This window comes from Ruegeria sp. AU67, assembly GCF_900312795.1.
GTDB classification, from domain to species: Bacteria; Pseudomonadota; Alphaproteobacteria; order Rhodobacterales; family Rhodobacteraceae; genus Ruegeria; species Ruegeria atlantica.
In genome coordinates this window covers 176,746-198,242 of record NZ_OMPH01000006.1, presented here as the reverse complement: position 1 = coordinate 198,242, position 21,497 = coordinate 176,746, and the positions used below count along the sequence as shown (strand labels likewise).

Sequence of the window (21,497 nt, the reverse complement as noted above, 5' to 3'; positions counted from 1 at the left end):
CATACGCTTTGAAGTCACCGAAATACTTGGTGATTGCTGCGGTCAGCGTGGTCTTGCCGTGGTCAACGTGGCCAATCGTGCCGATGTTGACGTGCGGCTTATTACGCTCAAACTTTTCCTTTGCCATGATGGCCTCCTTTTTCGGTAATGAAGGGAGCCCCTGAACAGAGCTCCCTCAAATCTTCGCTTATGCGTATTTCGCCTGGATCTCGTCCGAGATGTTCTGCGGAACCGGATCGTAGTGATCGAACTGCATGGTGAACTGGGCACGGCCCGACGACATCGAACGCAGAGTGTTGATGTAACCGAACATGTTGGCCAGCGGAACGAACGCGTCGATCGCGATGGCGTTGCCACGGTTTTCCTGACCGGAAACCTGACCCCGACGTGATGTCAGGTCGCCGATGATGCCGCCGGTGTATTCTTCCGGGGTGATCACTTCGACCTTCATGATCGGCTCAAGCAGTTTCGCACCGGCTTTGCGCATGCCTTCACGCATACCCATACGAGCCGCGATTTCAAACGCCAGAACCGAGGAGTCCACGTCGTGGTATTTACCTTCGATCAGGGCAACTTTGAAGTCGATCACGGGGAAGCCAGCCAGCGGGCCGCTATCCATGACGGATCTGATGCCTTTTTCGACACCCGGGATATATTCCTTGGGTACCGAACCACCAACAACGCGGGATTCGAACGAATAGCCTTCACCCGGCTCTGTCGGCGAGATGATCATCTTCACCTCGGCAAACTGACCCGAACCACCCGACTGTTTCTTGTGGGTGTAAACGATCTCGGCTTCGTGACCGATGGTTTCGCGATAGGCCACCTGCGGCGCACCAATGTTCGCTTCAACCTTGAATTCACGCTTAAGACGGTCAATCAGGATGTCCAGGTGAAGTTCGCCCATGCCCTTCATAATGGTCTGACCCGATTCCAGGTCAGTTTCCACGCGGAAGGATGGGTCTTCTGCGGCCAAACGGCCCAGACCCTGGCTCATTTTTTCCTGGTCAGCCTTGGTTTTCGGCTCAACCGCGATCTCGATCACCGGATCGGGGAAGGTCATGGTTTCCAGAACTACCGGATCACCGGTCGCACACAGAGTGTCGCCCGTGGTGGTGTCTTTCAGACCCGCCAGTGCGATAATGTCACCTGCGAATGCTTCCGTGATTTCCTCACGATCATTCGAGTGCATCATCATCATCCGGCCGATGCGCTCTTTCTTACCCTTGGTCGAGTTCAGAAGCGTGTCGCCTTTGGCCAGAGTACCCGAGTAGATGCGGGTAAAGGTCAGCGAGCCGACAAAGGGGTCGTTCATGATTTTGAACGCCAGGCCCGAGAACGCCATGTCATCATCCGCACGGCGGGCAATGTTACGGGTTTCTTCTTCGTCACCGGGTTTGAAGCCCATGTAATCGACAACGTCCAGCGGGCTGGGCAGATAGTCGATCACAGCATTCAACAGCGGCTGAACGCCTTTGTTCTTGAACGCCGAACCACCCAGAACCGGAACAAACGCGATTTCCAGGGTACCTTTGCGCAGCAGGGCGCGCAGGGTCGGAACGTCGGGCTCATTGCCTTCCAGGTATTCCATCATCGCGTCGTCGTCCATTTCGACGGCCGCTTCGACCATTTTACCGCGCCATTCGTCAGCCATGTCTTTCAGGCTGTCACGGATCGGTGCTTTGACCCAGCTTGCGCCCAGGTCTTCGCCCTGCCACAGCCATTCTTCCATGGTGACCAGGTCGATCAGGCCTTCCAGCTCGGTTTCTGCGCCGATCGGAATACCAACCGGAACAGCACGTGCGCCGGTACGGTCTTCGATCATTGCAACGCAGTTGAAGAAGTCCGCGCCGATCTTGTCCATCTTGTTGACGAACACCATACGCGGAACCTTGTAGCGGTCAGCCTGACGCCACACGGTTTCGGTCTGGGGCTCAACACCGGCGTTTGCGTCCAGAACGCAAACGGCACCGTCGAGAACCGCCAGCGAACGCTCAACTTCAATGGTGAAGTCAACGTGACCGGGGGTGTCGATGATGTTCAGGCGGTGCTTTGGCGAGTCAGCAGTTTCACCGTCTTCGGTGCGTTCCCAAAACGTGGTGGTCGCAGCAGAAGTGATGGTGATGCCGCGTTCCTGCTCCTGCTCCATCCAGTCCATGGTGGCTGCACCATCGTGCACCTCACCGATGTTGTGGGATTTGCCGGTGTAATACAGGATGCGTTCCGAACAGGTCGTTTTACCTGCATCGATATGCGCCATAATACCGAAGTTACGGTAATGGTTGAGTGTATATTCGCGTGCCATTTTGATAAGCCTCTGGAATTACCAACGGTAGTGGCTGAAGGCTTTGTTCGCCTCGGCCATCTTGTGGGTGTCTTCGCGCTTTTTCACGGCAGTACCGCGGGACTGTACGGCGTCCAGCAGTTCGCCCGCAAGGCGCTCTTCCATGGTGTTTTCGTTACGGCCACGCGCAGCAGTGATCAGCCAGCGGATGGCCAGTGCTTCGCGGCGCTCGGGGCGCACTTCGACCGGAACCTGATAGGTTGCACCACCAACCCGGCGCGAGCGAACCTCGACCGACGGTTTGATGTTGTCGAGCGCTTCGTGGAACACTTCGACAGGAGCGCGCTTGATCTTGCCTTCAACGCGGTCAAAGGCGTTGTAAACGATGCGCTCTGCGACCGACTTCTTGCCGTCGATCATCAGGTTGTTCATGAATTTGGTCAGTACCTTGTCGCCAAATTTGGCGTCAGGCAGGACTTCGCGTTTTTCGGCGGCGTGACGACGTGACATATCAGCCTCTCCTTCTTACTTGGGACGCTTCGCGCCGTATTTCGAACGACGTTGCTTACGGTCTTTGACGCCCTGGGTATCCAGAACACCACGCAGGATGTGGTAACGGACACCGGGAAGGTCTTTTACACGGCCGCCACGGATCAGAACAACCGAGTGTTCCTGCAGGTTGTGGCTTTCACCGGGGATGTACGAGATGACCTCGAACCCGTTGGTCAGGCGCACTTTGGCAACCTTACGCATAGCCGAGTTCGGCTTTTTCGGTGTGGTCGTATACACACGAGTACAGACGCCGCGTTTCTGCGGGCACTGCTCCAGGTGCATGGACTTCGAGCGTTTTACTTTGGGCTGACGCGGCTTGCGGATCAGCTGTTGAATAGTTGGCATTCCGGTTTCTTCCCCGTTTTGCAACACACATGACATGCACGCGCATTGCGTGCGGCTAAACTTGCTGCGTTCGTGCGTCCACAAGCGCAAAACCCGCGAGCGTTCCCATTCCGAGGTGAACGTCGCGGTTTGTTATCAGAGGGCGCGAACGATAAAAGTGTCCGGGCCTTGACCAGTTCATTACTGGAATCGGTTGTGGGGCGGCCCCCGGCACCGAGATGACGCGCGTATATGGGGAGTCGGCTCGAGTGTCAACAGCACATACCTGACAAGCCGATTGACGGCATTTTATCAAGACTTAGCTGGAGCTTCCAGTGCTACTCGCCCGTTGCCGGCAATTGCGGATTTCTGCATAGTGGCCGCGAAACTTTTCGATGGACGAAACATGCAAGTCATTGGCCTGTGCCGCTTTTCCTACCCCGCATTCGGCGGCTATCAGGTTGAACACGAAACTGTCGAAGAGCGTCGTCAATACCTGTATAACCCAGTGCGGCTGGAAGAACGGTTTCGTCTGTTCGAAACCACCACCCTGCCCGGTTTTCGGGAACAGACAGACGAGGACTTTGAGCTGGTGGTGCTAGTCGGTGAATGCCTTCCCAAAAAGTCCATGGACCGGCTGTATGATCTCACCTCGGGCATCAGGCTGATCCGCATCGTCAAGCGCACACCAGCCCGGCACCGCCCGGTCGTGAAAGAGGTTCTGCACAGCGCCCGCACCGACCCGGATCAGCCGTGCATCCAGTTTCGCCATGACGACGATGACGCCGTCTCGGTCGACTTTGTCGAACGCCTGCGCCTTGCGGCGATTGACGCCAAAGGACTGACCTGGAATAGCCGGACGATCGGGCTGGATTTCAACAGCGGGTTTCTGGCCCGGTTTGGACCGGATGGCATTCGCGCCAACCAGGTGTTCCGGTCCCTTTTGGGCGTTGGTCTGGGGATGTATATTTCCGGCGGCTGCAAACACACGATCATGAGTTTCACGCACCATAAGATCGGTCGTTTCTTGCCCGTAATCAGCTATCCCGACGCGCCCATGTGGGTACGTACGCTGAACAACTTCAACGACTCCCCCCATGCCCGCGCCAGCAAGACCGAGTTGTCCCCACTGACACCGGAACAAGAAGGCGAGTTCATTGCGCGATTTGCCATTGAACAGGACAGGGGGCGGCGGGCTCACTCGGCTGGTTGAGACTGACGTTCCCGGAACAGCGTGAAAAGCCCCGCACCCACGACCAGAACAGCGCCCAACATCGTGATCGTATCGGGCCAATCGCCAAAAATGATCCAACCCAGCCCCAAAGCCCAGATCAGGCTGGAATACCGGAACGGCGCAATAAAACCGACGTCGCCTTCGCGCATGACCATGACGCTGCAAAGATATCCGGTCAGAACAAAGACCGCGGCTGACGCCACCATTATGCCTGCGACCGGCGCTACCGGCTCCCACCCTTTGACTGCAGTTGCGACCCCTGCGGCCACTGTAATGGAAACCGACGTCGCCAATGTGACCGTCAAGGACGGAACATGGGTGGACATACGCCTGGTAATCAGGTCGCGCGCGGTGACGGATGCCACGGCAATCAGAGCGTAAATCGCGTAAATACTGAACCCATCAGGGCCCGGCCGTACGATCAGCAACATTCCAGCAAATCCCATGCCGATCGCCAGAATGCGGCGCCAGCCGATATGTTCACCAAAGAACAAAACAGCCCCCAACGTCACCGTAAGTGGCAACGCCTGAAGAACGGCCGTTACATTTGCAAGCGGCATATGCAAAAGCGCTGTCAGAAAGAAAAATGTGGCCGACAACTCGGCCAGGCAGCGTGCAGCAACAAGCCACTTGTCGTGGCGCGGAAAGTTCAGGTGCAGTGCCCCAAGATGACGCGCCATCAGAAACACCAATAACGTCGCCAAGAGTCCACGCATCGCAACCATCTGAAACAGCGGCAAGTCTGCCCCCGAAACCTTGATCAATGCGTCATTCACGGTAAAGGCGGCCATGCTGCCCATCATCAGCATAGCGCCCTTCACATTCGGGGTCATAGTCGCAGAATCCAATACTCAAAAGAAACACGGATCATTGGCCGTAAGTCCTTGTGAGATGTCAATATGCAACCACGGACCCGTCGGTCAGTCGGGCAAGATCACCAGAGTGTGGTCTATACCGGCAAGGGCCGCGTCTATGCGCTGCGCAATCTCAACCCAATCGCCCCCAGCCAAACCTGCGCCAATCATCGGATAGCCGATCAGCGATGCGGGAAACGCGCGTGCAATCTTCGAAAAACAACTCGAGATCGCCTCATATTCCACAAGCGGCCCCGGCCCCTCCCAGTGAAACTGGGTATAGGCATTAACCACTACAAATTCGGTCTTGCCCCGCGTGATCTGAACCGAAGAAATCGTTCCGAGTTTTGAACGGGACCCAAGTTCCGTCTGCTTGTCGGCCTCAAGCGCATCAGGGAATTCCGCCGCAATCGCCCGGGCTATCCCGGCCCCCATCGCATGGAAGCAGTTGCAACCGTGAACGATGACATCAAACTCACCATTCAGTGCAAGCTGTATCAAATCACCCTTGATTGTCGGCATCATGCATCCCTTGGTCAGTGGGTCGCTGTCTTCGAGACTATTCAGTTGTATCACGATTGGGCGAAAGCACACCAAGGGCAAAAGAAAAGGCCCCGCGAAATCGGGGGGCCTTTCCTTATTTCTATGATGAGAAAGTTACTCGCGGCTTTCCGGTGTTTCCACCAGAACGTCCAGCTCGTCACCGACCATGTCGTCATCCATGACCGGCGCAGCCAAGGCAGCGGCCGCTTCGGCCTCTTCCCTGCGGGCTTCGATCACGACGTTGTCGCGGCCTTGCGCAACCTGGCGCACGGCCTGAGTGGCCCCACCGGTACCGGCTGGGATCAGACGGCCGACGATGACGTTCTCTTTCAGGCCAACCAGTTTGTCCTTCTTGCCCTGAACCGAAGCTTCGGTCAGTACGCGGGTGGTTTCCTGGAACGACGCCGCCGAGATGAACGAACGTGTCTGCAGCGAGGCTTTGGTGATCCCCAGAAGGATCGGTTCGCCCTGAGCTGGACGTCCGCCGCGGGCCAACGTCTTCTCGTTGGCTGCGTCGAACTCCTGCTTGTCGACATGTTCGCCTTTCAGCAGGGTGGTGTCGCCTGAGTCCAGGATCTCCCACTTCTGCAGCATCTGACGCACGATGACTTCGATGTGCTTGTCGTTGATCTTCACGCCTTGCAGACGATAAACATCCTGCACCTCGTCGATCATGTAATCCGCCAGCGCTTCGACACCCATGATGGACAGGATGTCATGCGGAGCAGGGTTACCGTCCATCAGGTATTCACCCTTCTGGATGAAGTCCCCTTCGGCGACCGGGATGTGCTTGCCCTTGGGTACCATGTACTCGATGGTCTCCATGGACTCGTCAGCCGGCTCGATGCTGATGCGGCGCTTGTTCTTGTAGTCGCGGCCAAAGCGCACGTAACCATCGGCTTCTGCGATGATCGCGTGATCTTTCGGACGACGGGCTTCGAACAGTTCAGCCACACGCGGCAGACCACCGGTGATGTCCTTGGTCTTGGCGCCTTCACGCGGGATACGCGCAACGACTTCACCAGCCTCGATTTTTTCACCGTCTTCAATCGACAAGATCGCATCCACCGACATCGGATAGTGAACCGGGTTGCCCGCATCATTGCGGACCGGTTCGCCATCTTCACCAACCAGAATGATTTCGGGCTTCAGGTCGCTGCCTTTCGGGGCTGCACGCCAGTCGATCACGATCTTCTGGGTCATACCGGTTGCATCGTCGGTCTCATCGCGGACAGCGATGCCCGAAACGAGGTCAACGTATTTCGCAGTACCGGCTTTCTCGGCGATGATCGGCAGGGTGTAGGGATCCCACTCGAACAGCTTGTCGCCACGGGTCACTTTGGTGCCATCCTTGACGAACAACTTGGAACCGTAGCCCAGCTTGTGGCTGGCACGCTCTTCGCCGTGTTCGTCCTTGATCACCAGCTTCATGTTCCGGCCCATGACCAGGATTTCGCCTGCGGAATTGGCCAGAACCTGCGGGTTCTCGAACGAAACCACGCCGTCTTGGCTGGCTTCCTGGAACGACTGCTGACCACCTTGGGCAACACCGCCGATGTGGAAGGTCCGCATCGTCAGCTGTGTACCAGGTTCACCGATGGACTGGGCGGCGATGATGCCCACAGCTTCACCCGTGTTGACCCGCGTACCACGTGCAAGGTCACGACCATAGCAGGTCGCACATACGCCTTCCTCGGACTCACAAGTCAGAGGCGAGCGGATGCGCATCGAAGCAACACCGGCCTCGTCAATGGTGTCGGCCATGCGTTCGTCGATCAGCTGACCCGCAGCGACCAGAACCTCTTCCGTACCCGGACGCAGAACGTCATCGGCAGAAACACGGCCCAGCACACGTTCGGCCAGCGATGCAACAACCTCACCGTCGTTGACCGCGGCTTCGGCAGTGATCGCACGTTCAGTACCACAGTCGATCTCACGAACGATGCAGTCCTGAGCCACGTCCACCAGACGACGGGTCAGATAACCCGAGTTCGCCGTCTTCAAAGCGGTATCCGACAGACCCTTACGGGCACCGTGGGTCGAGTTGAAGTACTCGAGAACGGTCAGACCTTCTTTAAAGTTCGAGATGATCGGCGTCTCGATGATGTCACCGTTCGGCTTGGCCATCAGACCACGCATACCGCCCAGCTGTTTCATCTGAGTGACCGAGCCACGCGCACCCGAGTGGGCCATCATGTAGACCGAGTTTGGTTCTTGTTCGGAACCATCCTCTGCCCGATCCGAAGACGAGATCGTGCCCATCATCGCATCGGTGACGCGGTCGTTACACTTCGACCAGGCATCGACAACTTTGTTGTACTTTTCGCCCTGCGTGATCAGACCGTCCATATACTGTTGTTCAAAGTCTTTTACCTGACTACGGGTCTGATCAACGATGCCCCACTTGTCATCAGGGATGACCATGTCGTCCTTACCGAACGAGATGCCCGCTTTGAACGCTTCTTTGAAGCCCATCGACATGATCTGGTCACAGAAAATGACCGACTCTTTCTGACCGCAGTAACGGTAGACGGTGTCGATCACCTGCTGCACTTCTTTCTTCCGCAACAGACGGTTAACCAGCTCGAACGGGGCCTTGTTGTTCATCGGCAGCAAGGCACCCAGACGCAGACGGCCCGGAGTTGTCTCGAAACGCTTCTGAACTTCGTTGCCTTCGTCGTCGATCTGCGTGATCCGCGCGGTGATCTTGGTGTGCAGGTGCACTTCGCCAGAATCCAGCGCGTGCTGAACTTCGTCGATCGAACCAAACACCTTACCTTCGCCCGGCATGCCTTCGCGTTCCAGGGTCACATAGTACAGACCCAGGATCATATCCTGCGACGGAACGATGATCGGCGCACCGTTTGCAGGCGACAGAACGTTGTTCGTCGACATCATCAGAACACGGGCTTCCAGCTGGGCCTCAAGGCTCAGTGGGACGTGCACAGCCATCTGGTCACCGTCGAAGTCGGCGTTAAAGGCCGAACAGACCAGCGGGTGCAGCTGGATGGCTTTACCTTCGATCAGGACCGGCTCGAACGCCTGAATGCCCAAACGGTGCAGCGTCGGCGCACGGTTCAGCATGACAGGGTGTTCGCGGATCACCTCGTCGAGGATATCCCACACTTCGGGACGCTCTTTCTCGACCAGTTTCTTCGCCTGCTTGACGGTCGAAGACAGACCCTTGGCTTCAAGGCGCGAGTAGATGAACGGCTTGAACAGCTCCAGCGCCATCTTCTTGGGCAGACCACACTGGTGCAGCTTGAGTTCCGGACCGGTCACGATGACCGAACGGCCCGAGAAGTCGACGCGCTTACCCAGAAGGTTCTGACGGAAGCGACCCTGCTTACCTTTCAGCATGTCCGACAGCGATTTCAGCGGACGCTTGTTGGCGCCGGTGATGACGCGGCCACGACGGCCGTTGTCGAACAGAGCATCCACGGATTCCTGCAGCATCCGCTTTTCGTTTCGGACGATGATGTCAGGTGCGCGCAGTTCGATCAGACGCTTCAGACGGTTGTTTCGGTTGATGACGCGGCGATACAGATCGTTCAGATCCGAAGTCGCGAAACGGCCACCATCCAGCGGAACCAGCGGACGCAGTTCCGGCGGAATGACCGGAATCACGGTCATCACCATCCACTCGGGACGGTTGCCCGACTCGAGGAAAGATTCAACAACCTTTAGACGTTTGATGATCTTCTTGGGCTTCAGTTCACCGGTTGCTTCGGCCAGATCAGCGCGCAGCTGCTCGGCTTCGGCTTCCAGATCGATCTGGGCCAGCATCTCACGGATAGCTTCGGCACCGATATTCGCTGTGAACGCATCCATGCCATAGGCATCCTGCGCGTCCATGTACTCTTCTTCGGTCAGCATCTGGCCATAAGACAGGTCGGTCAGACCAGGCTCGATGACAACATAGTTTTCAAAGTACAGAACACGTTCCAGATCGCGCAGCGTCATGTCCAGCATCAGACCGATGCGGGACGGCAGCGACTTCAGGAACCAGATGTGTGCAACGGGTGCTGCCAGTTCGATGTGGCCCATACGCTCGCGGCGGACTTTCTGCAGGGTGACTTCCACACCGCATTTCTCGCAGACAACGCCGCGATACTTCATCCGCTTGTATTTGCCGCACAGACATTCGTAATCTTTGATCGGGCCAAAGATACGTGCGCAGAACAGACCGTCACGCTCGGGCTTGAACGTCCGGTAGTTGATGGTTTCGGGTTTCTTGATCTCGCCATAGGACCAAGACAGAATCCGCTCGGGCGACGCCAGGGAGACTTTGATCTCGTCAAAGACTTTCGGCGGCGTCAGCGGGTTGAACGGGTTATTGGTGATTTCCTGGTTCATTTTGCGTCCTTACAAATTGGGATGGGATGAGTTTGGGGCGTTGCCGCCCCTACTCTTCCTCCGCATCCAGGAGTTCCATATTCAGGCCGAGGCCACGGACTTCTTTAACCAGAACGTTGAACGATTCCGGTACGCCCGCTTCAAAGTTATCCTCGCCCTTGACTATCGACTCATAGACCTTGGTTCGGCCGGCGACGTCATCCGATTTCACGGTGAGCATCTCCTGCAGGGTGTAGGCGGCGCCGTAAGCTTCCAGAGCCCAGACTTCCATCTCACCAAAGCGCTGACCACCGAACTGCGCCTTACCACCCAGCGGCTGCTGGGTTACTAGGCTGTACGGCCCGGTCGAACGCGCGTGGATTTTGTCATCCACAAGGTGGTGCAGTTTCAGCAGGTACTTGATGCCAACGGTCACAGGACGCGCAAATTGCTCACCGGTACGACCGTCGAACAGAACCGACTGACCGCTTTCCGAGAAGCCCGCACGCACCAGCGCGTCGTTGACGTCAGCCTCTTTGGCACCGTCAAAGACCGGAGTCGCGATCGGAACACCGCGGGTCACGTTGCCCGCCGCCTCGATCAGGTGACCTTCGTCCATGCCGGCAATGCCTTCTTCATAGACATTCTCGCCATAGGCCAGCTTCATCGCTTCGCGAACCGGGGTTAGGTCGCCGGAACGGCGGTATTCACCCAGTGCCTCGTCGATGTTCAAACCCAGACCGCGTGCGGCCCAACCCATGTGGGTTTCAAGGATCTGTCCAACGTTCATACGCGAAGGCACACCCAGCGGGTTCAGACAGAAGTCAACCGGCGTACCATCGGCCAGGAACGGCATGTCTTCCATCGGAACAACCTTGGAGATCACACCTTTGTTCCCGTGACGACCGGCCATCTTGTCGCCCGGCTGCAGCTTACGCTTCACGGCGATGAAGACTTTGACCATCTTCATCACACCCGGCGGCAGGTCGTCACCACGACGGACTTTCTCGACTTTGTCTTCGAAACGGGCATCCAGAGCGCGCTTGAGCACTTCGTATTGCTCGTTCAGAGCCTCTACGATCTGGGCGTCCTTCTCGTCTTCCAGTGCCAGCTGCCACCACTGACCACGGGTCAGCATGTCCAGCAGTTCCTCGGTGATCACCGATCCTGCTTTGACGCCTTTCGGGCCTTTGACAGCGGTCTTACCCAGAATCAGACCTTGCAGACGCGCATAGATGTTGCGGTCAAGGATCGCCAGCTCGTCATCCCGGTCACGGGCCAGACGTTCGACTTCCTCACGCTCGATCTGCAGCGCACGCTCGTCTTTCTCGACGCCGTGACGGTTGAAGACGCGGACTTCCACGACCGTACCGTAATCACCCGGCTTCACGCGCAACGAGGTATCGCGCACGTCAGATGCTTTTTCACCAAAGATGGCGCGCAGCAGCTTTTCTTCCGGGGTCATCGGGCTTTCGCCCTTCGGAGTGATCTTGCCGACCAGAATATCGCCCGGCTCAACATCCGCGCCGATGTAAACGATGCCAGCCTCGTCGAGGTTGCGCAGCGCTTCTTCACCGACGTTCGGGATGTCGCGGGTGATCTCTTCCGGGCCCAGCTTCGTGTCACGGGCGGCGACTTCGAATTCCTCGATATGGACCGAGGTAAAGACGTCATCACGCGCGATACGTTCCGAGATCAGGATCGAGTCTTCGTAGTTGTAACCGTTCCACGGCATGAACGCGACGACCACGTTTTTACCCAGCGCCAGCTCACCGATATCGGTGGACGGACCATCGGCAACAACCTCGCCTTTCGTGACAGTGTCACCCACTTTCACCAGCGGACGCTGGTTGATGCAGGTGTTCTGGTTCGAACGTTGGAATTTGCGCAGACGATAGATGTCCACGCCCGCGTCGCCCAGTTCCAGATCTTCGGTAGCACGAATAACGATACGCTGGGCGTCGACCTGGTCGATGATGCCGGCACGTTTCGCCTGAATCGCAGCGCCCGAGTCGATCGCAACCTTTTCCTCGATACCGGTGCCGACCAGCGGCGCCTCGGCCCGCAGCAGCGGAACCGCCTGACGTTGCATGTTCGAACCCATCAGGGCGCGGTTGGCGTCGTCATTTTCAAGGAACGGGATCAGCGATGCAGCAACCGATACCAACTGTTTCGGGCTGACGTCGATCAGGTCCACATTCTCGCGCGGGGCAAGGGTGTAGTCACCGGACTGACGGGTCGAAACCAGATCGTTGATGAACTTGCCATCCGCATCCAGTGTCGCGTTCGCCTGCGCCACAGTGTGACGCATTTCTTCGGTCGCGGACATGTAGTGAACCTCATCGGTCACCTCGGCGTCTTTGACGACACGGTACGGTGTTTCGATGAAGCCATACTTGTTCACGCGGGCGAAGGTGGCCAGCGAGTTGATCAGACCGATGTTCGGGCCTTCCGGCGTTTCAATCGGGCACATCCGACCATAGTGGGTCGGGTGTACGTCGCGCACCTCAAAGCCTGCACGTTCACGTGTCAGACCACCGGGGCCAAGCGCCGAGAGACGGCGTTTGTGGGTGACTTCCGAAAGCGGGTTGGTCTGGTCCATGAACTGCGACAGCTGCGACGAGCCGAAGAATTCGCGAACAGCAGCAGCAGCCGGTTTCGCGTTGATCAGGTCCTGCGGCATGACAGTGTCGATCTCGACCGACGACATACGCTCTTTGATCGCGCGCTCCATGCGCAGCAGACCGACGCGGTACTGGTTTTCCATCAGTTCGCCGACCGAACGGACACGACGGTTACCAAGGTGGTCGATATCGTCGATGTCACCTTTGCCGTCGCGCAGCTCCACCAACGCCTTGATGCAGGCCACGATGTCTTCGCGGCGCAGAGTGCGCAGGGTATCCGGCGCATCCAGAGCCAGACGCATGTTCATCTTCACGCGGCCAACGGCGGACAGGTCATAGCGCTCGCTGTCGAAGAACAGCGTGTCGAACAAGGCCGAGGCCGCTTCGACGGTGGGCGGTTCACCCGGACGCATAACACGGTAGATATCCATCAGCGCGGTGTCCCGGCCCATGTTCTTATCTGCCGCCATGGTGTTGCGCATGTACGGACCAACGTTGATGTTGTCGATGTCCAGAACCGGAATCTCGGTGACGCCGGCATCGACCAGCTCTTTGACTGTGCCCCCGATCAGATCGCCGTCCTTGTCATATTCCAGCGTCAGTTCATCACCGGCTTCGACATAGATCGCACCGGTTTCTTCGTTGATGACGTCTTTGGCGACGAATTTTCCAACGATGTGATCGAATGGAACCAGCAGGTTGGTGACAGTGCCTTCGTCGATCAGTTTCTTGACAGCGCGCGGTGTGACCTTCTTGCCTGCTTCAGCAATCACTTCACCCGATTTCGCATCAATCAAATCATAAGTCGGACGGGTGCCGCGCACACGTTCCGGGAAGAACGGGGCGATCCAGCCCTTCTTCTTGTCCAGCTTGTAGGACACGGTGTCGTAGTACGCATCCATGATCGCTTCCTGATCCAGACCCAGCGCATAAAGCAGGGTCGTCACAGGCAGTTTGCGGCGACGGTCGATACGGGCGAACACGATGTCCTTGGCGTCGAACTCAAAGTCCAGCCAGCTGCCGCGATACGGGATGATGCGGCAAGCAAAGAGCAGTTTACCCGAAGAGTGGGTCTTGCCCTTGTCGTGGTCAAAGAACACGCCGGGCGAACGGTGCATCTGGGACACGATCACACGCTCGGTGCCGTTCACGATGAACGTACCATTGGGCGTCATCAGGGGCATGTCGCCCATGAATACGTCCTGTTCTTTAATGTCTTTGACGGATTTGGCGCCAGTGTCCTCATCGACATCGAACACGATCAGACGCAGAGTGACCTTCAGCGGCGCGCTGTAGGTCATGTCGCGCTGCATGCACTCTTCGACGTCATATTTAGGTTTTTCCAGATCGTATTTCACGAACTCCAGAACGGAGGTTTCGTTGAAATCCTTGATCGGGAAGACCGATTGGAACACGCCTTTGATGCCTTCGCCGTCTGTGGGCACATCTGCATCGCCGGAGCGCAGGAATAGATCATAAGAGGATTTCTGGACCTCAATGAGGTTCGGCATCTCCAGCACTTCGCGGATTTTGCCGTAATATTTACGAAGACGTTTCTGGCCAAGGAACGTTTGAGCCATGTCAGATGTCACCTTTCGATGTTCTCAGCGGACAAAGACACCGTCGGGCCCCGGTGCCTTGCACATTAGAGACGACACGTCCGGATCAATTCGTGGCCACCGTCCCGAATGGCAGCCTCCCGATCCGCGAACCGCGTCTTAGAAAACGCCCCATTTATCAGAGGCCCTTTCTAAGACAGGTTCGGCTGGACCCGGAATTTTCCGGATCCAGCCAAATTTTCCGGTGCATCAGCGATGCACCTGTCGAATGGCTTAGGCCAGCTCGACTTCGGCGCCAGCTGCTTCCAGCTTGCCTTTGACTTCTTCGGCTTCGTCTTTCGACACGCCTTCTTTGATCTTGCCGCCAGCTTCGACCAGTTCTTTGGCTTCTTTCAGGCCAAGACCGGTGATGCCGCGAACTTCTTTGATCACGTTGATTTTCGAAGCGCCGGCGTTCTTCAGAACGACGTCGAATTCGGTTTTTTCTTCCTCAGCTGCGCCACCGGCGTCGCCACCGGCTGCCATGACAACTGCGCCGCCTGCTGCGGGCTCGATGCCATATTCGTCTTTGAGGATGGTTTTCAGTTCTTGTGCTTCCAGCAGGGTCAGACCCACGATGCTTTCTGCGAGTGCTTTCAGATCAGCCATTTTATCAGCTCTTTCCGTTTACAGTGTGTGTTCCAACGTCAGGGTAGTTACCCTACGCAGATCATTCAGTGCCAACCGCTTACGCAGCTTCCGCCTTCTCTTCGATGGTGGAAAGGATGCTTGCGATGTTGCTTGCAGGTGCGCCAATTGCGCCAGCGATGTTCGAAGCAGGTGCGCCAAGCATGCCCGCGATAGTAGCAATAAGCTCCTCGCGCGAAGGCATTTTCGACACGGCTTCGACGCCGGCACGATCCAGAGCGTTCTCACCCATTGCACCGCCAAGAATTTCGAACTTTTGGTTCTCTTTGGCGTAGTCCTGGGCCACTTTGGCTGCTGCCACAGGGTCCTCGGAATAGGTCAGAACGGTCATCCCTGTCAGCAGGTCGGCCATGCTTTCACACGGCTTACCCTCAAGGGCGATTTTGGCGAGCCTGTTCTTGGCAACACGCACGGAGCCACCCGCGTCACGAGCACGTGCGCGAAGGTCCTGCATCTCGGCAACTGTCAGACCGGCGTAGTGCGAAACCACTACGACGCCAGAGCTTTCGAAGATTTGGCCGAGTTCCTCGACCACTTTCTCTTTCTGGGCTCTATCCACAGTTCTCTCCAAGTTTGGGGCGATATCTCACCCCGGCTCATATTTGCCGCAGCTTTCGCTCCGGCGTTCAGGTCCGTTGTTACGGGATTGGCCAAAATTCGCCCGAGGGTTGGACCCCCCCCAGAATTCTTTGGTCTTACCCGTCTCAGGCAGGGAATTAAGGGGCCGTATGACACCACCCACCGTCTTGGACGAAACAAAATAAAGCGCACGACGAATCGCACGCTTTACTTCGTAGCCCTACTTAGGGCAGATGGGGCCGGTTTCCAAGGGGTAAATTGCGGTTTGCGCAGGTTCGCAACAGCATCTGTCGAAAACGATTTCCACCCCGTTTGGAGCTTAGCATGTATATAGGCGCGGATTTACGCAGCACAACGCGCAAACGCCCATTCAAGCAGCTCCAAGCATCGACTTTCCGTTGACACGGACATCGCACTGTTATCCTGTCCGGAGACTGGACAATAGCACTCAGGACTTGGCCCGTTGGCTGGAACGCTGCCCCTTTCAGACGAAGAAAATGCCCGCGTCGCCTTGTATATCGACGAGTTTTCAAACCAGTTCCTGAAAGTGCCCATCCGCCGCTATGAATGCATCTACCGATCGCATGCGTTCGACGACACGCGATCCGTCGTGATCCTGCATACCGCAGCGCAGGCCTTCGCCCTTAAGATCGACACGCAATCGCCAGACACCGGGCGATTGCGGAACGAATATGACCTGCTCGTCGAACTGTACCGATTTTTTGAGGGCAATGAGACTTCGCGCGTTGTCCGACCCGTTTACCTCTCGCCAGGTGGCGCTTTTCTGGTGACCGAATACATCAATCGGCCAACCGCCGTTGATCTGATCTACAACAGCAAAGACGATGATCAGGTCGCCCAGGTGTACCGTCGCGCGGGGTCGTGGCTGAACGATCTTCACAGTCGCAACCCGCCTCTTCGCTACGCCTTTCGCCCCAGGTGGATGACAGGCAGCTTGAAAGAGCTGATGACGGCCGTTCCCAACAAAATCGCGAACCAAAGCCGGACGATGGTGAACCTGATGCTGTCCGAAGGGACCCGCCTGAAGGGCACCGAGGACCTGCGCGTGTTTTCACATGGCGATTATCACGGGCAGAACCTGATTGTGGGACAGGGGAAAACGATTGGTCTGGATTTCACCGAAGCCCGAGACAAGCTAGCGGTCTACGATATCGTCGATTTTCTAAAAGCGGATATTTTTCGGAATGGCGGCGCATCCGGTGTCGACCGAAGCGGTATCCTTAAAAGAAACAAAGACATGTTCTTTCGCCTTTACCGACATCCTGTCAATGTTGAGATCCTGGATTATTGTCTCCGCGGACGGCTATTGAAAGACTGGTTGGCCTTGTGGCGAAACGACCACGAATGCAGCGAATTCGAAAGAGACAAGCGGCAAAGACTGGGCGATCGGCTACAGGTCGCGTTCCAGCACCGTTGAGCTGGATGGATGGTCAGCGTAAATGACGAGATTGTGAGCGACATCGCGCAAATCTTAGTTGACCGAACCATCCCAAGAAACGTTATCCCAAACCATAACCCACGCGGCGTTTGTCAGTTTAGGCCGACAAAATCCGCCACACAGAAGGTAAGTCGGTTACATGGTTCTCCGCAGTTTTTTTGCTCAGGACAGCTCCAGCCTGGTCGCTACATTCGTCCCGGATACAGCTGACGCGAACGATATCGTGGTCGGAGGCTCGATCATCAACAATTCGGACACACCGGATGGCACCATCTTTACCTACTCGGGCGGCACCGGTACCACCATCACACTGGATGACACTGCTGGCAGCCCTGATGTTTTCGACGATGACCTGCCAACTGGCCACGTCATCACCGATGGTGGCGGCATAGTGACAAACGGCATGCAGGTAGAATCCGAGTCAGTTATCACTGTGCGAGCCCTGGATGACGATCTCAACCCGACCGGGCCAGAAATCACCATCTATGTGTTTTCCCAAGGCGGCGTGACGCAGGACGTTTGGGGCTATGCGACATCTGCCCCGCTAGATACCGGAACGTCGTATGTCAAAACCGGTGGTTCAAATGCCGGGTCGTCGGCTTATGCTGACTATGTTACCTGCTTTGGGCCGGGAACCCTTATCGAGACTGCCGACGGTATCGTTGAGGTTCAAGACCTCACAAAAGGTCAATGCGTCTGGACACGGGACAGCGGATTTCAACCGATCCTCTGGATCGGAACGACCGAGGTTCATGGTCATGGGTCATTTGCTCCTGTGGTGATCGAGGCCGGCGCTATCGGGAACACGAAAGAGCTGGTGGTTTCGCAACAGCATCGCATTCTGATCGGCTCACCTGCCACTGACATGCTTTTTGGATCATCCGAAGTGTTCGTGGCCGCCAAGCACCTGTGTGGCCTGCCGGGGGTTTCGATCCGCCCGACGGATCGCATTACCTACACCCACTTCATGTTCGATCGACACCACATTGTCCGGTCCAACGGCGCGCTGACAGAAAGCTACTATTTCGGCGAAAATGCAAAATACGCGCTGTCGTCCCCGCAACGGTCGGAAATCCTGGCGCTGTTCCCGTCGATCGAGGATATCAGCAATGCGTTTCGACGCACCGCTGCACCAACAATCAGCGCGCGGGAGGCCGGTGTATTACGCGCATATATCTAAGCCGTAGAGGTCAGACGCGCACATTCTTAAACCGCAGCTTCCGCCTGGCGCAAGCCACTTGAATGTGATCCTCACGCGGACAGCCTGATCATCATTTAGTACAAAGAAATCCCGGGCGGTTCGCACCACCCGGGATTTCTTTTTCGCGTTATTGCAATAGGGCTTATTCGCCCGAAGCGGTAGCAACATCCAGCGTCACGCCAGGGCCCATTGTAGAGCTCAGCGCGATTTTCTTCATGTAGGTGCCTTTGGCACCTGTCGGTTTGGCCTTGGCCACGGCCGAGATAAAGGCGCGGACATTTTCGACCAGCTTGGCTTCGTCGAAGGACGCTTTGCCAACACCGGCGTGCACAACGCCGCCTTTTTCTGCCTTGAACTGAACTTCACCACCCTTGGCTGCTTCCACGGCCGCTTTCACGTCCATGGTCACGGTGCCAACTTTGGGGTTCGGCATCAGGTTGCGGGGGCCCAGAACTTTACCCAGACGACCGACGATCGGCATCATGTCCGGGGTGGCAATGCAGCGATCGAATTCGATGGTGCCGCCCTGAATGGTTTCCATCAGGTCCTCTGCGCCAATGATATCCGCACCTGCTTCTTTCGCTTCGTCAGCCTTGGGGCCACGAGCGAACACAGCAACGCGCATGGTTTTACCGGTGCCATTTGGCAGGCCGACAACACCACGAACCATCTGGTCCGCGTGACGGGTGTCAACACCCAGGTTCAGCGCGATCTCGATGGTTTCGTCGAATTTCGAGGTTGCATTGGCTTTGACCAGGGCAACTGCTTCGTCAACCGACAGATTTTCCTTGCCAGCGACAGCTTCGCGCGCGGCGCGCGTACGTTTACCGAGTTTTGCCATCTTACTTCACCTCGATGCCCATAGAGCGGGCCGAGCCCAGGATGATCTGCATTGCGCCTTCGACGTCGTTGGCGTTCAGATCTTTCATTTTGGCTTCGGCGATTTCGCGAACCTGCTTCGAGGTCACGGTTGCCACGGTCTCACGACCTGGGTTTTCCGCGCCACGGGGACGGTTACGCTTGCCAACCGGCTTCAGACCAGCCGCTTTTTTCAGGTAGTAAGACGCGGGCGGCGTCTTGATGTCCATGGTGAAGGACTTGTCCTGATAATAGGTAATCACGGTCGGGCAAGGTGCGCCTTGCTCCATGTCTGCGGTCTTGGCGTTGAACGCCTTGCAGAATTCCATGATGTTGATGCCGCGCTGACCCAGCGCCGGACCAACTGGCGGCGACGGGTTCGCCTGACCTGCAGGAACCTGCAGTTTCATTGTACCAGCAAGCTTCTTGGCCATTTGGTTTTCCTTTCAACGTAGGCAAGACGCGTCCCACCCGGTTTATGTTGCGTGGTCCGATCCGGGATCGCGATCCCAGCAACCTCCCACGATAGAATCTCGCCCGAAGACGATAGAGGCGGCATTTATAGGGGAATGGTGGGGTTGGCAAGTAGCTCGCACCTTATTTCCAAAAGGCGCGTTTGTGTCCTGGACGAGCCCCTGTGACAGTTGAAAACAGCAAAACAAAATAAATAAATTGAATACATAAGTTGCTTAAGAAACGCAGGCGGGTATCTTGGTACGGCTTGGACACAGAAGAGGTGGTCAGGGATGGCATCATCTCGACTGAACAAGGGGCTATTGGTCTGCATTCTTTCTGCTATGCTGCCGGGCTGCGGTAGCAAAGCGCAGGATCAGGGTACAGAGCCGAAGGCGGTCACCCAAACCGACGGGTCCAACAGTTCTTCTTCATACTCTTCGGCGGGAATTGATCCCGCCACCTATGCCGGTCAGTTTCAGATCAAATTGACTAAAGAAGTCCCGCTGCGTGAAATTCCGGTTCCGTTCACTGTCTATGGTGGCCTCGAAGAAGCCAGCCCAACCCGTTTGCAACTGCGCGCATTCATGGATTTGCGCGGATTGCAGGAAAAAGCGCCTCAAATACTGACCGGTCCTTTGGAAGAAAGCTGCAAACGCCAGATCTATCTTGAGGTTCGCGACGTCACCGCCATAGACGACACCATAAAGATCGAGGGTTCAGCCCGTGCACAGTTTACGAGATGTAACCGCCATGAAGAACCGGGCTTTCGGTATTTTGGGGCCACGGTAGACGCGGTCGCGGTCGCCAAGGCCGAGGTGAAGGGCCAATGCCTGGCTTTCAGTATCGAAGGCGTCGATCTAAACCCGCGCGGTTTTATTGGCGCTGTCTCCAATCTTTTCGGACTGACCAACCGCATCAACGAAGCCGTCCTCGAAAAAGGCGGGGAATTTTTGGCTGCGCACCCGGTCTGCCCGCCATTGCCCCCTGAGTTCACACTACTCGACCCGATTTACGAGTCCGGAGGCACTCGGGAAATTGCGCCTGGCGGGATGGGTGCTGCCATTGTCGGATCTGCCGATGTCAGCGCTGAGACAATTGTCGAAGTCCTTGGAGGACTTAAGGAGCTTGGCGTATTGGAGTTTGCTGAATGAGACTTTGGTTAATTTTTCCAGTCTTAATGGCAGTTGTTCTGGGAGCCCGAGCACCCAACGCGCAACAGGTAGATTTTGTCATCGACGCAACGCTGCCAGTTCGTGATACGGAATTGCCATATACGCTTGACCTGAACCTCTCCGCTGTTGCCCCTACCCGGATCGGGGTGGGTGCCCTTCTTGATCTGCGCGAAGTACAGAAAACTGTACCTGATCGACTGGCTGAAAACGCGATAGTCGACAATTGCGGCCTGCAAGTCCGACTGGATGAATTCAGCTTTAAAGCCCAAGACGACGCGATAGATCTGGATGGGCAAGTGACCATCACGATCTTTGAATGCAGCCGAACCAGTGAGCGCGACTTTCAGCGGGGTGAACAAAAAAATGCTATCCAGGCAAACATGTCCACCGAAGCGACTGTCGAGTTGCGGGACAACTGTGCCTATTTTGAACTTATCGACCTCGTACTCACGGCTCCCGAAGCGCAACGCGAAAAACTCCTTGAGGACGATACTCTCGAGTCCGTCAAGAAGCTGATGCTGGCCGCCGTAGACCTTGTTTTGAACGAAACCCCTTTGTGTCCGGTCCTGCCGGCAGAGCTCGCGTCTCTTGATCCGGTTTATGACACTGGCGGCCCGCGAGAGATCGGAGAGGGTGGACTTGGTGTATTCTTGGACGGTTCGGTGGATGTCAGCCCGTCGACAATTCTGGACATCCTAACAGTTCTACAACAACAAGAACTAATTCCCGGTCCGCCCTAGCTGCAAAGCTCTTTCATTCCGGTCGGTATCTTCTGC

At 56.6% G+C, this 21,497-nt stretch carries 17 protein-coding genes; 5 read left to right on the top strand and 12 right to left on the bottom strand.

The features are described from left to right. From DK510_RS02400 to rpsL, 4 genes are all read right to left on the bottom strand, one after another. On the bottom strand, nt 1-127 hold a 127-nt coding region (locus tag DK510_RS02400), incomplete at its 3' end, for a GTP-binding protein (RefSeq protein ID WP_234998857.1). Nucleotides 128-187: 60 nt separating this feature from the next. Beyond that, complete coding sequence (fusA, locus tag DK510_RS02395; protein WP_058272477.1) at nt 188-2,305, bottom strand: elongation factor G; 2,118 nt, start codon at nt 2,303-2,305, stop codon at nt 188-190. An 18-nt stretch (nt 2,306-2,323) separates the two neighbouring features. Next, complete coding sequence (gene rpsG, locus DK510_RS02390; RefSeq protein WP_008756926.1) at nt 2,324-2,794, bottom strand: 30S ribosomal protein S7; 471 nt, start codon at nt 2,792-2,794, stop codon at nt 2,324-2,326. 15 nt (nt 2,795-2,809) lie between these two features. Beyond that, nucleotides 2,810-3,181, bottom strand: a complete 372-nt coding sequence (gene rpsL, locus DK510_RS02385) for a 30S ribosomal protein S12 (RefSeq protein WP_005621086.1) — start codon at nt 3,179-3,181, stop codon at nt 2,810-2,812. 355 nt (nt 3,182-3,536) lie between these two features. Here rpsL and DK510_RS02380 point away from each other — a divergent pair, with 355 nt between their 5' ends. Beyond that, on the top strand, nt 3,537-4,373 hold the full coding sequence (locus DK510_RS02380) for a putative rhamnosyl transferase (RefSeq protein WP_370246154.1): 837 nt from the start codon (nt 3,537-3,539) through the stop codon (nt 4,371-4,373). Here the strand turns inward: DK510_RS02380 and DK510_RS02375 are convergent. The 6 genes from DK510_RS02375 to rplJ all read right to left on the bottom strand — a co-directional run bounded on the left by DK510_RS02375 (nt 4,358) and on the right by rplJ (nt 15,555). Then, nucleotides 4,358-5,227: a DMT family transporter gene (locus DK510_RS02375; RefSeq protein WP_109310735.1), complete on the bottom strand. Its 870-nt coding sequence runs from the start codon at nt 5,225-5,227 to the stop codon at nt 4,358-4,360. The two genes, DK510_RS02380 and DK510_RS02375, sit on opposite strands and share 16 nt — an antisense overlap. 87 nt (nt 5,228-5,314) lie before the next feature. Then, the gene (locus DK510_RS02370) at nt 5,315-5,770 is read right to left on the bottom strand and encodes a macro domain-containing protein (protein WP_109310754.1); all 456 of its coding nucleotides are present in this window, start codon (nt 5,768-5,770) and stop codon (nt 5,315-5,317) included. Nucleotides 5,771-5,905: 135 nt separating this feature from the next. Then, nucleotides 5,906-10,147, bottom strand: a complete 4,242-nt coding sequence (gene rpoC / locus DK510_RS02365) for a DNA-directed RNA polymerase subunit beta' (RefSeq protein WP_109310734.1) — start codon at nt 10,145-10,147, stop codon at nt 5,906-5,908. A gap of 49 nt (nt 10,148-10,196) precedes the next feature. Further along, the gene (gene rpoB / locus DK510_RS02360; protein WP_108861196.1) at nt 10,197-14,330 is read right to left on the bottom strand and encodes a DNA-directed RNA polymerase subunit beta; all 4,134 of its coding nucleotides are present in this window, start codon (nt 14,328-14,330) and stop codon (nt 10,197-10,199) included. Between the two features lie 252 nt (nt 14,331-14,582). Then, on the bottom strand, nt 14,583-14,957 hold the full coding sequence (gene rplL / locus DK510_RS02355; RefSeq protein ID WP_037314964.1) for a 50S ribosomal protein L7/L12: 375 nt from the start codon (nt 14,955-14,957) through the stop codon (nt 14,583-14,585). Nucleotides 14,958-15,036: 79 nt separating this feature from the next. Beyond that, on the bottom strand, nt 15,037-15,555 hold the full coding sequence (rplJ, locus tag DK510_RS02350) for a 50S ribosomal protein L10 (RefSeq protein WP_058279825.1): 519 nt from the start codon (nt 15,553-15,555) through the stop codon (nt 15,037-15,039). 483 nt (nt 15,556-16,038) lie between these two features. Between rplJ and DK510_RS02345 the strand changes: the two genes are divergently transcribed. Together DK510_RS02345 and DK510_RS02340 are read left to right on the top strand one after the other, a co-directional pair. Then, nucleotides 16,039-17,013, top strand: coding sequence for a phosphotransferase (locus DK510_RS02345; protein WP_109310733.1), 975 nt, complete (start codon nt 16,039-16,041; stop codon nt 17,011-17,013). A gap of 160 nt (nt 17,014-17,173) precedes the next feature. Further along, nucleotides 17,174-18,214 (top strand): Hint domain-containing protein, encoded by a 1,041-nt coding sequence (locus tag DK510_RS02340; protein WP_109310732.1) that lies wholly within the window; start codon nt 17,174-17,176, stop codon nt 18,212-18,214. Between the two features lie 163 nt (nt 18,215-18,377). Here the strand turns inward: DK510_RS02340 and rplA are convergent, their stop codons facing one another. Beyond that, complete coding sequence (gene rplA / locus DK510_RS02335; protein WP_109310731.1) at nt 18,378-19,076, bottom strand: 50S ribosomal protein L1; 699 nt, start codon at nt 19,074-19,076, stop codon at nt 18,378-18,380. A gap of 1 nt (nt 19,077) precedes the next feature. After that, nucleotides 19,078-19,527, bottom strand: coding sequence for a 50S ribosomal protein L11 (gene rplK, locus DK510_RS02330; RefSeq protein ID WP_037314971.1), 450 nt, complete (start codon nt 19,525-19,527; stop codon nt 19,078-19,080). Between the two features lie 312 nt (nt 19,528-19,839). Here rplK and DK510_RS02325 point away from each other — a divergent pair, with 312 nt between their 5' ends. After that, nucleotides 19,840-20,700, top strand: coding sequence for a hypothetical protein (locus tag DK510_RS02325; protein ID WP_160116424.1), 861 nt, complete (start codon nt 19,840-19,842; stop codon nt 20,698-20,700). Then, the gene (locus DK510_RS02320; protein ID WP_160116423.1) at nt 20,697-21,461 is read left to right on the top strand and encodes a hypothetical protein; all 765 of its coding nucleotides are present in this window, start codon (nt 20,697-20,699) and stop codon (nt 21,459-21,461) included. The genes DK510_RS02325 and DK510_RS02320 overlap by 4 nt, the downstream gene beginning before the upstream one ends. The last annotated feature ends 36 nt before the right edge of the window (nt 21,462-21,497 follow it).